This is a genomic window from Commensalibacter sp. ESL0382, assembly GCF_009725775.1.
Classification (GTDB): Bacteria; Pseudomonadota; Alphaproteobacteria; order Acetobacterales; family Acetobacteraceae; genus Commensalibacter; species Commensalibacter melissae.
The window spans coordinates 22,726-38,207 of record NZ_WNII01000007.1; the positions used below are offsets into that span (position 1 = coordinate 22,726).

Genomic DNA, 15,482 nt, shown 5'->3' on the forward strand with positions numbered 1-15,482 from the left:
TTCATGAAAATCGATGCACGAAAAATTACAAGTATTTTTCAAGATATCAATCAATTTCGTGTATATCTGATTTATGGAGAAAATACAGGATTGGTACGAGAACGTGCCAGCCGCTTGGTAAAAAAAATTGCCAATAGTTTGAACGATCCTTTTCTTGTCGCTGTTTTGGATAAGGAAAATCATGACCGTTTGGTTGAAGAGGCGACAGCCTTATCTTTGATGGGTGGGCAACGTGCTGTATGGGTAAGAGATGCATCGGATAATTTAGCTAAAAAACTTGAAATTTTTTGCGCTTCTTATTTGAACAAAGAAAATTCATCCCATTTGGATTCAGTGATTGTTATTGAAGCGGGCAGTCTTTCCACTCGTTCTCCCTTACGGATCTTGGCCGAAAAACATCCATTAATGGCGGCAATTGCGTGTTATGCAGAGACTGGACGCTCACTGGAAGAAACTGTTCATTCACTATTGGGGAAAAAGAAGATTTCCCCGGATGCATTCCGATATTTATTGGCAATGTTAGGTGGAGATCGAATTCTTATTCGTAATGAGATAGAAAAATTATTACTTTTTGTTGGAGATGAGGCAGAAATTACAATTGAAGCTGTTGAACAGGTCTTGGGGGATAGTAATGAATATTCTATAGAGGATATTTTATATGCGGTTATGACAGGGCAAACAATTGTTGCAGATCGTACGTTAAATCGGGGACTTAAGGAAGGGATTACCTTAATTGCGCTTATTCGTGGACTTTTATATTTAAATGATCGTATGATGCAGGTTAGAATCATGATGGAAGAAGATGGATTGTCCCTGAAATCTGCAATGGGAAAATTAAATCCACCAATTTTTTTCAAGCGTGCCAATGATTTTCAAAGGGCAATGACCTATTGGAATAAAGAACGATTATTGGATCTTGCCAGACAAGTTCAGTATCTGGAATTTTTAAGCAAGCAAACTGCTGTGCCGGGTGAAACATTATGTCGACAGTTTATGTTGATGATTGCCCAGATGGTTAAGGATAAAAAAATGGTAATGAATTTAAAGGAACTCTTTTCAAATTTATAAAGACAGGGTAAAAGAGGCATAGTGTCTGCGTAGCTCAGCAGGATAGAGCACAGGATTCCTAAATATTGGGCATCTTATTTGGAAACAGTAAGATGAATCCACTCTAATTCGGGGAACGCTTCGATCAAGAACGATCATGCCAATCCCGAGCCAAGTCTGTTTTGAATTTAACAGAAAGGTGTAGAGACTGTACGGGTGGTACCTACGGAAATATTTCTACGGTAAAGAGACAGTCCAGCTTACAAACATTGATTGTCAATTTCACAATCAATGGCGATGAAAATCGTGGTGAGATGAATCCTGGGGCCGTGGGTTCGAATCCCGCCGCGGACACCATTTGAATATGCCAGATATTGCCAGTTCCTGACAAATCCCTTGTTTTTCCTAAAAAATACATATTTATCTATCATATTCTTGCCAGTTCATGACAGATTATGCGATAAAAAGTGGGTGCAAAAGTGGGTACAAATTCAAGGAAAGTGGGTACAAATTATCTTAACCGATTCAGAACGTTCAGTTGGATAGAATGGGAATTTATATCCTTGAATATTTTTTGGTTAAATAAAATTGGCAAGATTAGTTTGGTGATAATAATTATTTGATTGCCTAATGACAGCTGGTTATTATATTTTTAAGGGAATTTGTCCTTATCTGGATCAAAAAAGATTTTCTTAATATTCAAATGGAATTAACGTATAATGTAATAGTTTAAAATCAATAAATTTATATTATGCTGCTAAATTACAGAACGTTTTTAATAATCTTATTTTTTTACATAACTATAATAATAGCTATCGTTTTTTTGGGTAGTCTCAAAAAGATTGACAATGCTGATTTACTTGTGGTTTTTGGTACCAAAATTCATGAGGATGGTACGCCAAGTGCTGGATTGAAAGCACGTTTAGATGAGACGGTGTTTGTATATCGTAAACATGTGGCCTCTTTAATTTTTGTTAGCGGGGGATTGGGAAAAGAAGGATATAATGAGGCTAAGGTTATGGCCGATTACTTACTTACCCAGAATATACCCCGTGAAGCGGTTATTCTTGATGAAAAAGGGGTTAATACAAGAGCAACTGTCAGAAATGTGGTTGAATTATGCACCAAGCAACATTTTAAATCAGTTATTGCAATATCTCAGTATTATCATCTACCCAGAATACAACTGGCTTTTAAACAGGCTGGCATGCCATTGAAAGGTCAATCTGCTCCGCGTTATAATTCATGGCGGGATATTTTTTCTTTGAATAGAGAGATAGTAGCCTATTTGTTTTACTGGTTAAAATTAAAATAATTTTTGAAAATTGCGGGTATGCAATAATGATCATCTGAAAATTTTTATAATAATTGCATTACATTTCTTCCAAACCGTTTTCGGAAGAGAAAAATTACAATAGAGCTTGTATTGTCTTACCGTCCATGATAACGCATCCTCGTGAATTAACTCTCCAATAGTGTAAATCATTAATCCATTTTCATAGCCAATAAAAATGCAGACATCATGTTCTTTTACTGTTTTCCGTGGATGAACAACAATTACATCGCCAACACGGAATAGGGGATACATAGCATGATTGCCGATTATAATTCCAAATGCATCTTTTTCAAGGTTAACCAGATGGGGTCGTGGAATATATTCTACAGGTGTATTTGTAATTAAGAAATAATTGTCAAGTTCCTTGATGGTGGCGAATATAGGAATGTCACTGTTTATTTTTTTCAAATAATTTGATGTCGATTTATGTTCATTTATGACATCATGAATATTTACCGTATTTATATCGCTATTGATATTTTCCTTGTGATTGTTGGAATGGGTCAATTCAAAGGCTCTTTTATTTTGATCTTTGTTAAGATCAGGATCCAGGTCAGCTATATTTACGCCCAATGCGCTGGCGATATATGGCAGATATTTGCTGCGTTTAATTCTGCCTTTTTCAATACTGTTAATTGTTTGCTGTTTACATCCTACAATATCAGCTAGGTTTTCTTGTGTATAGCTGTTTTTCAAACGATACCGTTCTACATTTTTACCTATAATATTTTTGTATCGTTTTTCATTATAATTGATCATAAAGATCAATTTATTTATTTTTCTCTAAAAATCTCTACTTTTTTTATTGTAAAAAACAATTTTATTTGTATTAATTACTATGTTTACTATTTAATGTTTTGTAATAATGATAATTATAAATATGTTAATAATTTAAAAGAAATATAATTATAAAAGGATATAAAATGACTGAAAAATTATTTTTAAAAAAAGTATGTATTGATTTTGACCCTTTCCAAAAAAATAACCGTTTGGCAATTGTTCCGTATATTGATGAGGATATTAACGAATTGCAAAAAGAGCTATGGATTGAATTAATGTTAGGATCCTCACCATTATATATTCATTTTAAAAATATATCTTTTTGTAATAATCAGGCTATTTATGAGGCTGATGCTTATACAAATAATCGTCCTAAGACACAGGTTTATTGTGCCTCAACGATTGGTGAATAAATTATAATATTCAAATAAACATTATTTGTATGTATAGCTGTTTTATATCAAAATCTTATACCATTCGTTGGTTGAAATAGTATATATAAAAGGTTTATTGAAAATTTATATATACTATTATTTTAATATAGTAATCTATTCTTTTTATTAAAGAATTATTAATTATAATAAACAAATAATTTATATTTTAATTTATTTTTTATTATTGATAATAATTATATTGAATATAATTTATTATTTATGTATTTCATTCTTATAATTATTGCCTCAATTAGTTTATTTACTTTTGTTAAATAATAATTTAATGCCTGAAATTATTGAGTGAATATTTTAATGAATAGACGATCGTTAGTTTTTAACGCTATATTGATCTATTGCTTAAGCTTTTTATGTTTAAATAACAAGGCTTACGGTTTTGGTAATAACCAGTATTATAATTCATTGCAATATCAAGGATATCGTCAAAGGCAGGAGTTAATGGATATGGAATTGCCTTTATCCAACGATATTTCTGTTAATCAGGGCGAGAAATTCAAGCCTCAGATCAAGGATTGTGTAAAAATCAATAATATTGATATTGAAAATCCGTACAGTCTTTCAAAAGAAAAAATAGACCATATCATTAAAAAATGGAATCATCGTTGTTTAACTGTTTCGGATATAAATACAATCCTAAATATTTTAAATCAGGCTTATCTTAAAACCAATTTTTTGACGACAAGGGCATACCTGCCACAACAAGATTTATCTTCTGGTCATTTGCGTATTGTTATTATTGAAGGCAGGATTGAAAATTTCAATTTTACAGGAACTCCTGAACGATTTCATGAAATGACGGCTTTTCCATGGATTGCTGGTAATGTTTTGGATCTGAATGATTTGAAACAGGGACTGGATAACATGAATCGTTTACCTAATTGGAAAACCTCATTAAAAATCAATAAAGGTCATCAGGATAATACTTCTATTGTTGAGGTGAAAACTCCAAAAGCGGGCTTAATTCATGGCAAGGTGAGTACGGATAACAATGGGCAAAGCATTTCAGCCAGAACGATAGGTCGATCGAATTTTATTGTTACTGATCTTTTTGGTGTATTAGATATGTGGTCATTTGAATATGATCATTCGTTGAATAATCGACAGAGGTTGGGACATAACTCGTTTTTTTCCATGGAGGGTTCCGTTCCAATGGGTCCGTGGTTATTATGGTGTGGATGGTGGCGTTCAGATGATATGTATCATGATGGACCAAAAATCGCGCTGCATCGTGAAGATGTAACACAGAAGGATTTTCATGTTGGAATTTCCAGGGTTTTAACCAGGGATTTAATTGGTGTAACTTCTTTAATTATTTCCTATCAAACAAAATCCTTCATGAATTATAGAAATCATATTCGTGAAAATTATAAAAGCGCACGTTTGTCAATGCTAAATATAACTTTAAGTGAATATACAAAATTGTGGGATCGGGTATGGTATATTAACCTGGGAACTAAAATTGGATTAAATGGATTAATGACCAAGACCTGGATAAATAATTCAGGAAAATATGCACCACATACGCGATTTGTTAAATTTATCATGGATATACAGGGAGATCAGCCTATAACAAAATCGCTGACTTGGCACACTTTTGTGCATGGTGAATATAGCGACAAAAGTCAATATGATAACGAGCAGATGCAGATTGGGGGACCATATACAGTAAGGGGATTTATACGTCAGAATTTGGCTGGTAATGCCGGTGTTTATATTCGGAACGATCTTTCTTGGACTTTACCAACGGATGATATGCATTGTGGAGATTATCAGGCTTTTTGCGATTTTTTTCTGGATAAGTCAGAGCTTTACGGTTCTTTGGATGCAGGAATGACACGAGCCGTCTATGCTACCCCTTATCATGTTGACAAGCCAAAAGTCGGTAATATCGGGAGTGGAGGAATAGGGCTAAGAAAAAAAGATGGAATTTTTATGTGGGATGCATCGGTGACGCATGCCTTTACCCCGTCTATTCTTGCGCCAGAAGGATGGATTGCTGGTTTTGCGTTTGGTATAAGCCTTTAAATTTTTTTATAGATTAAGAATTTTCTTTAAAATATCATTGTTAAAGATGAATTAAACAAGATAAATGGATAAAGGAAATATATGTCTGCAGCCTTGACCCAGACCGAATTGATTGCTGTGTTGGTATCAATTATAGATTATATGCCTTATGTTATGACAATTCATAAGGGATCAACGCTTCCATCTGGTTCTTTTGAGCCGGGACATCAAAGTTTACAAGCTGGATTGCGCGCTTGGATTCATCAACAAACACGTTATCCTGTCGGTTTTTTGGAACAACTTTATACTTTTGCCGATCAAGACCGCATATACAATCAACCTCAAGTTCGAACCATTTCGATTAGCTATCTTGGACTTGTGCGTCATCAAGATTTCAGTCTAAACGAAACGGAATGGCATGGTTGGTATGAATATTTTCCATGGGAAAATGAATTAAAACCAGCTGTAAAAAACATACGAGAAACAATAATCGGGGCTTTATATGAATGGCAGAGCCAGAAAACGGAAGATACGGAACAAACAAAACGTCGTATTGAATTTTTATTTGGTCTCAATGGATATGTCTGGAATGAAGATCTTATTTTACAGCGCTATGAATTGTTATATGAGGCAGGCTTGGTTCCGGAAGCAGGGAATAGATATCTAGAAAGGAAAGATTTTGCTGGTCAGGGTATGTTTGCTGATCATCGACGGATTTTAGCTACAGCAATTGCGCGGTTAAGGGCACAAATAAAATACAAGGCCCTGGTATTTGAACTAATGCCGACAGAATTCACTTTGTTGCAATTGCAAAAAACCATTGAACGTATCATAGGGCGTTCTTTGCACAAGTCTAATTTTAGGCGAATGATTGAACAACAGAATTTGATTGAGGAGACTGGTCATATTACTGACCAGTATCGTGGCAGACCTGCAAAACTTTTTAGGTACCAAAAGTCAATTGTTGATGCCAGAGCAATGTCCGGATCAAAATTGCCATTGGTAAGGAATTGACATTCTTTATATTTTAAGGATAAAATGGCATATATATACTCAAATTGAGTATAAAAGGAGAGTGACATGCGGCAGGGACTACCTGATTATTTAGAAAATAAACTGGGCAGAATTGCTGCTGCCCCGGAACGAATGAGTTTAACAAAAAAAATTCAACGTGTTAACCAGCTAAAAAAAGAACGTAATGCGGTTATTCTGGCGCATAATTATCAAATTCCAAAAATTTTTCATACGGTTGCTGATATCGTTGGGGATAGTCTTGCTTTGGCACGGGAGGCTGAAAAAATTGACGCGGATGTCATTGTTGTGGCAGGCGTACATTTTATGGCAGAAACGACAAAATTACTCAATCCTGATAAAACAGTTCTTATTCCCGACTTGAAGGCTGGTTGTTCTTTGGCTGAATCTATTACGGCAGAGGATGTCATGGGATTACGTAAGAAATATCCAGGTATTCCTATCATTACGTATGTGAATACTTCAGCGGCGGTTAAAGCGGCTTCGGATATTTGTTGCACATCAGGGAACGCCAAAAAGGTTGTTGAAGCGCTTGGAGTTCCGAGGGTTATCATGATTCCTGATGAGTATCTGGCACAAAATGTTGCAAAACAAACCAACGTCGAGATTCTGACATGGAAGGGGCATTGTGAAGTTCATGAACGATTTACACCACAGGAAATCAAGCAGTTGAAAGCTGAATATCCAGAGGCTGCAATCCTGGTGCATCCTGAATCCCCTCCTGAGGTGATTGAAGCGGCTGATTTTTCTGGATCTACGGCTGAGATGTCAGATTTCATCAAGCAAAAAAGATCTGATGAAGTGATTTTGCTGACTGAATGTTCAATGAGTGACAATCTGGCAGTAGTACATCCAGATATCAAATTTATTCGTGTATGTAATCTATGTCCTCATATGCAGCGTATCACATTGGATAATATTTTGACGTCGTTGGAAGAAAATAAATATGAAATCACGATTGATCCATCTATTGCTGATAAGGCACGCCTTTCCATCAAAAGGATGTTGGAAATATGAAAAACATTATGCAGTCACCTGTTGTCGTGATTGGCAGTGGATTGGCTGGATTAATGACGGCATTACAACTTGCGCCATTGCCGGTTTTGCTTTTGACGCAGGGAAAGATAGGACAGGAGACATCCAGTATTTATGCGCAAGGTGGGATTGCGGCGGCCAGTCATGAAGAGAAAGATAGCTCCGCGCATATAGAGGATACTTTAAGGGCTGGAGCGGGATTATGTGATCAAAAAGCTGTCGCTACCATATTGGACGATGGAAGAAAGGCAATTGAAGTATTGGAGAAATATGGTGTTATTTTTGATCATGATCGCCATGGCAGGCCTAGGCTCGGATTAGAGGGTGCACATAGTCATCGGAGAATTTTTCATATTGATGGAGACGCTTCCGGGCAGGGTATTATCAAAGCGTTGACAGAGGCGGTTTTGCGAACCCCCTCAATAACTGTAATGGAAAACACCATTGCGGTTCGTCTTCTAAAGGATAAAAATAAAATAAGGGGAGTAATAACCCAAATAGAAGGTCAATTCAGGTCAATCGTGACATCCACTATTGTGTTGGCCACCGGTGGTATTGGCGGGTTATTTGAGGAAAGTACAAATCCTCTGCAAAATTATGGTCAAGGTCTGATTTTGGCGGCTGATATTGGTGCTGTATTAGCTGATCTGGAATTTATTCAGTTTCATCCAACCGCACTTGATGTAAATATTTTTCCAAAGACTTTAATCAGCGAGGCGGTTCGTGGGGAAGGGGCTGTTTTGGTTAATAGTGATAACCAACGGTTTCTGGCCAATACAGAAGGACAGGAATTGGCATCCCGTGATGTTGTGGCAAGAGCAATTTATCATCAGACTATTCAGGGTAAAAAAGTTTATCTTGATGCCAGAAAGGCTTTAGGCAAAGGTTTCAAGACACGTTTTCCAACCATTGCACAGTTATGTCATCAAGTCGGTATTGACCCTTCAATGGATTTGATTCCTGTCAAACCCGTTGAACATTTTCATATGGGAGGCATTAAGACAAATTTGAATGGAGAAACAACGATAAAAGGTTTGTGGGCAGTGGGTGAGGTTGCTTCTACGGGTTTACATGGAGCAAATCGTTTGGCCAGTAATTCATTGCTGGAAGCTACAGTTATGGCCATGCGGGCAGCCAAGGCAATTTTGGATAATCATCCTTCCATTCAAAGCAATGATAATGAGATAGATGAAACTGGGATTGTGATTTCTGACCGTTTACCTTTTGTAAAAAAGATAATGCAGAAAGATTTAAATATCATTCGAGATGAGGATACTTTGAGATCGGCAATTCGGCAGTTTCTTACCCTGGTTAATGAACATGATGATCAATATGTCCTTAATCCAGAACAAATTGCCATGATGATAGCAGTGAGTGCGTTCTTGCGGAAAGAATCTCGTGGGGCACATTATCGACAGGATTATCCCGCTACGCTTGAAAAAGCCAATCGATCTTTCATCAGTTTTGATCAGGCATATCAGTATGCCAAGACATTATGATGTTATTATATGAAATTAGTTTGTATATTATAGATTTATCAGAATATAGAGGTGACTATGACGATTCCAGCTTTGCCCCATATCCTAATTGAACCCATTATTCGCAATGCGTTATTGGAAGATCTAGGATTGGCTGGGGATATAACCACTAATGCAGTTATTGATGAAAATCACCACTCCAAAGTGGCGATGGTTTCAAGAGAGACTGGTATATTGTCAGGAATGGATATCGCTTCAATGGCTTTTACCTTAATTGATCCATTAGTTAATGTAGATTTAAAGAAAAAGGATGGAGATATATTAAAGCCGGGAGATGTGATAGCAATTATTGAAGGGTCATCCCGTGCAATTCTGACAGGTGAGAGAACAGCCTTGAATTTCATGAGCCATCTATCTGGAATTGCCTCGGTAACTCATAAGATTGTCAAATCTATTGAAGGAACCAAAACACAGGTTGTTTGTACGAGAAAAACAACACCAGGCTTACGCATGATGGAAAAATATGCCGTGCGGTGTGGTGGTGGAATGAACCATCGTTTTGCCTTATATGATGCAGTTTTGATTAAAGATAATCATATTGCAATCGCGGGTGGAATACGTAAGACGCTTGAACAGGCTAAAAAAAATGTAGGGCATATGGTTAAAATTGAAATAGAAGTGGATACGCTGGATCAATTAAAAGAAGTCATGGCATTGGGTGTTGATGCCGTTTTGCTAGATAATATGGATCCTGAAACTTTAAAAGAGGCGGTTGCGATTGTTAATCAACGTGCCATCACAGAAGCTTCGGGGCGTATCAATCCCGATACGGCTCGGATAATTGCTGAAAGCGGTGTTGACTTGATTTCTGTAGGTTGGATAACCCATAGTGCACCTATTCTCGATATAGGACTTGATTTTATTTCGTGATAGATGAACCAATAAAAGCTTTCCAGTAATAGAAAAGGATCATTTTATGCAAATGGAGGAATTCATTACATACTGTCAGGCCGGACATTCCATTTCCACTAACGAAAAAGAATTGATGCAGCTGTTATACCAATGTGCCTTTGAAGCGCAAAAAATAATAATGGAATTAAACAATAGCTTTCATACGCAAAAAGAAATCGTTGATATTTTCAGTAGTCTGACAGGAAAAACTGTAGATTCATCTTTTGTTTGTTTTCCTCCTTTTTATACTGATTTCGGTAAAAACATTCATATTGGTAAAAATGTATTTTTTAATACAGGATGTTCTTTTCAGGATAGGGGAGGAATCTTTATTGGTGATCACAGTGCTATAGGCATGAATGTTACGATTGCCACATTAAATCATGGTTTGGATATAAGAGATCGTGGTACGACATATCCATCTCCTGTTAAGATTGGAAAATATGTTTGGATAGGCTCGAACGTCACAATTTTGCCTGGTGTTACTATTCATGATTTTTCAATAATCGGTGCCGGTGCTGTTGTAACTAAAAATGTACCCTCTAAAAGTGTTTATGCAGGTGTGCCGGCAAAATGGATAAAAAGTATATAGAAAGATATATATGATGCATCTACCGCCATTGACCATAAAATTATTGAACAAATTCAAAATAACTGAAAATTACAATTTTGTATTATTGAACAGGAACACAATTCATTCTTTTTACTTTTAGCAAATTACAAGCCTGTAAGGCTGTTGCATAGCTTAATCCTCCTAATTTGGCTCGGTATAATGTTTTTCCGTTTTTCTGAACGGTTTCAATATTTGGATACGCCAGGACCAGTAAACTGGCGGCTTTTTGTTTTGCGATTGCAATTGCGTGATTAGCTAAATCTGCAGATGTAAAAGCTCCAACCTGAATATTCCAGTTACCTTTTGTTGATATATAATAATGTCTACTGCTAGGAGAGGTTCGAATAATAGAAGGGGCTTTGGGTTTTGCTGAATAATAAGCATTGGATGAGGTTGAATTGTTATGGACATTTGCATCATATGCAGGATGATAATTGGATGGAACAATCATGATTGGAGGTTCATTGGCATTGTCTGATGCAATTGCATGTTCATTATCTTTGACAATGAATTTTTTAAGTTCGTTTTTACTTTCAGAAGGCATAACCTGTGCTGTTGTAACCATTTGAACGGGGCTATAGGTTTTCGGTGAATAATAAGCCTCGAGTGGTAATGGGGTACGAGTATTTTTTTTGGCGTAAGGTCCGCCAAAAATTGCAAAAGGTCCACTCATAGGTACTGAATTCCCCAGATTGGGAGTGACGGAAATCATGTAGTTTTTGGTTGCCTTTGGCAATGCGGTTCCTCTTTTTAGATAGGCATCCAAAGTTCCGGGTCCACCATGGTAAGCTGCAACAAAGCCGGGGGCACCGTATTTATTATATAAGGTGCGGATATATCCTGTTCCAGCCATGATATTATCATGCGGATCATATACGTCATTTCCCAAATTATAGCGTTTTGCTAAATCTTTATAAGTTGTTGACTTGATTTGCATCAATCCCTTTGCTCCATGAGGTGAAGTGACTGGCCGTTTGTTATAATATTGATATCCTCTCGTTTCCTGTAAAATGATGGCCCGTATCCATTGATCAGGAACATTGAAACGTTGTGAGGATTGATTGATATATGGACCCCACGGATCAAGAGGGGGACCCGGAGGGTTCCATTTTTTAGGATAGCCAGGCATGTAATTGCTATATCGTGAAGAAATGCCTCCTTTTCCATTATAAGAATGCTTTCCTCCACCACAGGCAGAGAGGCAAAGCAGGAAAAACAAAAGCAAAAATTGCATTGGAACATAAAAATTTTTGCAAATTGTTTCCTGCATGGTTTTTTGATTTCTTTGAAAAATACCGACTATAAAATTTAAGTTTCAGATGGTAACAGATATAATCATTTTTGTTAAAAACTATTCTATGATATTTGGTCAGAAATTGGAGATTATACAGTTTATTTTGAGTATTTCAGGTCGACATTGGAAAGGATATTTGTTTGGATAGCTGAATAAAAGCATCAAGATAATTAGTTAATTGGTCGGCCTTGCGTATTCCAATAAATAACTGTTTTGGAATTCCTTTTTTTCCCAGTTTGATAGGAAAGATTTCAAAGCGTTCTTTATTTTCCTGTACCAACCAATGTGGTAGAGCCGTAACGCCTCGATTATTTTCAACCATTTGTAAAATTATATCCGTTGTTTCAATTGTTTTATGACGACGTGGCATTATACCCTTTGGTGCCATAAAGAGACTATATATGTCCAGTCGATTTGGTTCTACAGGATAAGTTAAAAGAGTTTCTGAGGACATTTGTTCTGGAGTGATATAAGGTAAATTTCTGAAAGGATGTGAAGGTCCAACAATTAAGATCTGTTCATAATTAAAGACAGGTTCAAAATGGAGGTCAGACTTAATAATCGGGTCAGGCGTTATTAAGATGTCTATTTCATAATTCAGTAGCGCCCCTAAACCACCGAATTTAAATTTTTGTTTGACATCGAGTTCAATCTGAGGCCACTGTTTCAAGTAGGGTGAGGTAATTTTAAGCAGCCATTGATAACAGGGATGACATTCCATGCCAATCTTTAGACTGCCAATACTCCCCTGCGCAAATTGTTTCAATTTTGATTCATTATGTTCGATCTGAGGTAATATGCGATGGGCCAGCGTCAATAATTCCTGTCCCGCCTGAGTTAGCTGCATGTATTTTCCCTCCCGTCGCCATAGGCTGACCTGCAAATTTTGTTCGAGTTTCCGGATGGCGTGGCTTAAGGCGGATTGTGTCAAACACAAATTGACAGCCGCGGCAGTCATTGATTTTTGCGTTTCGATTTCCTGAATGATTTTTAAATGAATGATCTCAATCATGAATGCAAGATTATATCCTATGAATAAAGTTAATGGATCGATGAAATAATATCATTTTATTTTATGCTGTTATCTGAATAGGGTGTTTAGAGCAAAATCCGATGTTGAATAGGCAAGTAAAGGAATAAAAAATGGTAACAGTACATAATCTAGGATTTCCTCGAATTGGTGTAAAGCGTGAATTGAAATTTGCGCTTGAAGCGTACTGGCAAGGAAATATTTCCTCAGGTGAATTGGAACAAACAGCCCAAAATTTACGGAAGTGTCATTGGCAGAATCAAAGTAAACTCGATCTTGTTCCTGTTGGGGATTTTTCCTATTATGACCATGTTCTGGATACAAGTTTTCTTTTTGGTAATATTCCATCACGTATTCAACAACAGCAAGGGGAAAAATTAGATCATTATTTTCAGGTTGCACGTGGACGTTCGGGTGGAAAAAATTCTTGTCTTTGTCACGTTGCGGCAGGTGAGATGACTAAATGGTTTGATACAAATTATCATTACATTGTACCGGAATTCACAAAGGATACACGGTTTGTTTTAAATAGCCAGATTTTACTAGATCAATTGAAGGAAGCGAAAAAGAAAGGTTTAAAAACAAAAGTTGTATTGTTAGGACCAGTAACCTATTTATGGTTGGGAAAAGAACAGGATAAAAGCAACAAACTAGCTTTGTTGCCTGCACTTTTGGAACAATATCAAGCATTATTGCAAGAGTTGGCAGAACAGGGGGAAAGCTGGGTTCAACTTGATGAACCAATTTTGGTGACAGAGCTTGCAGAAGAGTGGAAAAAGGCACTTGTTTCTGCCTACAAGGTTTTGAAACAGGCACCAATCTATATTTTGTTGGCAACCTATTTTGGAAAGTTAAAAGAAAATATAGCTTTATTGCCAGAATTGGGGGTGCAGGGGTTCCATATTGATGCCATAAATGCGCGTGATGAAATTCCTGCCATAATTAAACAGCTAAAAGATAAACAAGTCCTTTCATTGGGAGTTGTTAATGGGCGTAATATCTGGAAGACGGATTTGAATGCTACGCTTGAATGGCTAGAGCCTATCTACGCTATATTAAAAAAACGATTGTGGCTGGCCCCCTCATGTTCATTATTACATGTTCCTGTTGACCTGGAACGTGAAAGTAAAATGGATGCGGAAATTCGTTCATGGCTTTCTTTTGCGATACAAAAGCTTGATGAAATTACTGTTTTGGCTAAAGCTCTAAATGAAGGAAGAGAGTCAGTAAAAGAGGCGTTATCTAGTAACCAGGCTTGTCTGGATAACAGGCGTCAGTCAAATAGAGTTCATAATGATAAAATTAAAAAACTATGTCAATCGATAACATCGGAATTGGGAAACCGGAAAAGTGCCTATGCCGATCGTATGGAATTACAGCAAAAAATCTTGAATTTGCCATTGTTGCCAACAACCACAATTGGTTCATTCCCACAAACTCAGAATATACGCCAGATCAGAAGTCAATTTCGTAAGGGTGAACTTTCCTTGAATGAATATGGCAATCGTATGAAAGAGGCGATTGCTTATTGTGTCGAACAGCAGGAATCACTGGGATTGGATGTTTTGGTTCATGGCGAGCCAGAACGGAATGATATGGTGGAATATTTTGGTGAATTGTTAAAAGGATATGTTTTTAGCCAACAAGGTTGGGTTCAATCTTACGGTTCCAGATGTGTAAAACCCCCGATTATCTTTGGAGACATTAGTCGTCCTGAACCAATGACGGTTGAATGGATTACTTACGCCCAATCTTTAACGGCACAACCGATGAAGGGCATGTTGACGGGACCTGTAACCATGTTGAACTGGTCATTTGTAAGAGATGACCAGCCACGTTCGGAAACCTGTTATCAATTGGCTATGGCGATACGTCAAGAAGTGTTGGATTTGGAAAAGGCAGGTATTCGCATTATTCAAATTGATGAGGCGGCTTTACGGGAAGGATTACCCCTGCGTCGTTCAGAATGGCAAAAATATCTGGACTGGGCAATTCGGTCTTTTAGAATAACAGCGAATGGAGTAAAGGATCAAACGCAGATTCATACCCATATGTGTTACTCAGAATTCAATGATATTATTGCTGCTATTGCCCAGATGGATGCTGATGTCATTACAATTGAAACCTCACGCTCTCACATGGAGCTGTTAAAAGCGTTTGAGGAATTTGAATATCCAAACAGCATTGGCCCAGGTGTTTATGATATTCATTCTCCCAATATTCCAACAGTAGAATCAATTGTTCATTTAATTCATCAGGCTAAAAAATATATTCCTGTTCAAAGGTTATGGATTAATCCAGATTGTGGCTTGAAAACACGTCAATGGTCAGAGGTTATTCCTTCATTGAAAAATATGGTACAGGTAGCGCAGATCTTGAGAGAGGAATATAAAAAAAAACATATTAAATAGATATTGAAAAGGACTGATC

The 15,482-nt window shown here is 36.8% G+C and carries 14 protein-coding genes; 11 read left to right on the plus strand and 3 right to left on the minus strand.

All coding sequences use genetic code 11. The annotated features are described in order from the left end of the window. Positions 1-3: 3 nt before the first annotated feature. From holA to GM552_RS01600, 3 genes are all read left to right on the plus strand, one after another. Complete coding sequence (gene holA, locus GM552_RS01590; RefSeq protein ID WP_155564985.1) at positions 4-1,068, plus strand: DNA polymerase III subunit delta; 1,065 nt, start codon at positions 4-6, stop codon at positions 1,066-1,068. A gap of 161 nt (positions 1,069-1,229) precedes the next feature. Then, the gene (locus GM552_RS01595; protein ID WP_155564986.1) at positions 1,230-1,409 is read left to right on the plus strand and encodes a hypothetical protein; all 180 of its coding nucleotides are present in this window, start codon (positions 1,230-1,232) and stop codon (positions 1,407-1,409) included. 461 nt (positions 1,410-1,870) lie between these two features. Next, complete coding sequence (locus tag GM552_RS01600; protein WP_196424671.1) at positions 1,871-2,362, plus strand: YdcF family protein; 492 nt, start codon at positions 1,871-1,873, stop codon at positions 2,360-2,362. A gap of 30 nt (positions 2,363-2,392) precedes the next feature. Here the strand turns inward: GM552_RS01600 and GM552_RS01605 are convergent, their stop codons facing one another. Further along, positions 2,393-3,142, minus strand: a complete 750-nt coding sequence (locus GM552_RS01605; protein ID WP_122123063.1) for a helix-turn-helix transcriptional regulator — start codon at positions 3,140-3,142, stop codon at positions 2,393-2,395. Positions 3,143-3,306: 164 nt separating this feature from the next. Between GM552_RS01605 and GM552_RS01610 the strand changes: the two genes are divergently transcribed. The 7 genes from GM552_RS01610 (at position 3,307) to GM552_RS01640 (ending at position 10,707) form a co-directional block, all read left to right on the plus strand. After that, positions 3,307-3,576 (plus strand): hypothetical protein, encoded by a 270-nt coding sequence (locus GM552_RS01610; RefSeq protein ID WP_110439398.1) that lies wholly within the window; start codon positions 3,307-3,309, stop codon positions 3,574-3,576. A 333-nt stretch (positions 3,577-3,909) separates the two neighbouring features. Then, positions 3,910-5,640 (plus strand): ShlB/FhaC/HecB family hemolysin secretion/activation protein, encoded by a 1,731-nt coding sequence (locus tag GM552_RS01615; RefSeq protein WP_155564988.1) that lies wholly within the window; start codon positions 3,910-3,912, stop codon positions 5,638-5,640. An 81-nt stretch (positions 5,641-5,721) separates the two neighbouring features. Further along, positions 5,722-6,633: an NrtR DNA-binding winged helix domain-containing protein gene (locus GM552_RS01620; RefSeq protein WP_155564989.1), complete on the plus strand. Its 912-nt coding sequence runs from the start codon at positions 5,722-5,724 to the stop codon at positions 6,631-6,633. Between the two features lie 66 nt (positions 6,634-6,699). Continuing rightward, positions 6,700-7,668 (plus strand): quinolinate synthase NadA, encoded by a 969-nt coding sequence (gene nadA, locus GM552_RS01625; RefSeq protein WP_155564990.1) that lies wholly within the window; start codon positions 6,700-6,702, stop codon positions 7,666-7,668. Next, positions 7,665-9,185, plus strand: a complete 1,521-nt coding sequence (locus GM552_RS01630) for an L-aspartate oxidase (RefSeq protein ID WP_155564991.1) — start codon at positions 7,665-7,667, stop codon at positions 9,183-9,185. The genes nadA and GM552_RS01630 overlap by 4 nt, the downstream gene beginning before the upstream one ends. A gap of 57 nt (positions 9,186-9,242) precedes the next feature. Next, positions 9,243-10,094: a carboxylating nicotinate-nucleotide diphosphorylase gene (gene nadC, locus GM552_RS01635; RefSeq protein WP_155564992.1), complete on the plus strand. Its 852-nt coding sequence runs from the start codon at positions 9,243-9,245 to the stop codon at positions 10,092-10,094. Between the two features lie 46 nt (positions 10,095-10,140). Continuing rightward, positions 10,141-10,707, plus strand: coding sequence for a DapH/DapD/GlmU-related protein (locus GM552_RS01640; RefSeq protein WP_155564993.1), 567 nt, complete (start codon positions 10,141-10,143; stop codon positions 10,705-10,707). An 82-nt stretch (positions 10,708-10,789) separates the two neighbouring features. Here GM552_RS01640 and GM552_RS01645 read toward each other — a convergent pair whose 3' ends face one another. Beyond that, positions 10,790-11,998 (minus strand): lytic transglycosylase domain-containing protein, encoded by a 1,209-nt coding sequence (locus GM552_RS01645; RefSeq protein WP_155564994.1) that lies wholly within the window; start codon positions 11,996-11,998, stop codon positions 10,790-10,792. A gap of 136 nt (positions 11,999-12,134) precedes the next feature. After that, positions 12,135-13,034, minus strand: a complete 900-nt coding sequence (locus GM552_RS01650) for a LysR family transcriptional regulator (protein ID WP_155564995.1) — start codon at positions 13,032-13,034, stop codon at positions 12,135-12,137. A 131-nt stretch (positions 13,035-13,165) separates the two neighbouring features. Here GM552_RS01650 and metE point away from each other — a divergent pair, with 131 nt between their 5' ends. Continuing rightward, positions 13,166-15,463 carry a 5-methyltetrahydropteroyltriglutamate--homocysteine S-methyltransferase gene (gene metE / locus GM552_RS01655; protein WP_155564996.1) on the plus strand — a complete coding sequence of 766 codons (2,298 nt, stop codon included), beginning with the start codon at positions 13,166-13,168 and terminating at the stop codon, positions 15,461-15,463. Positions 15,464-15,482: the final 19 nt, after the last annotated feature.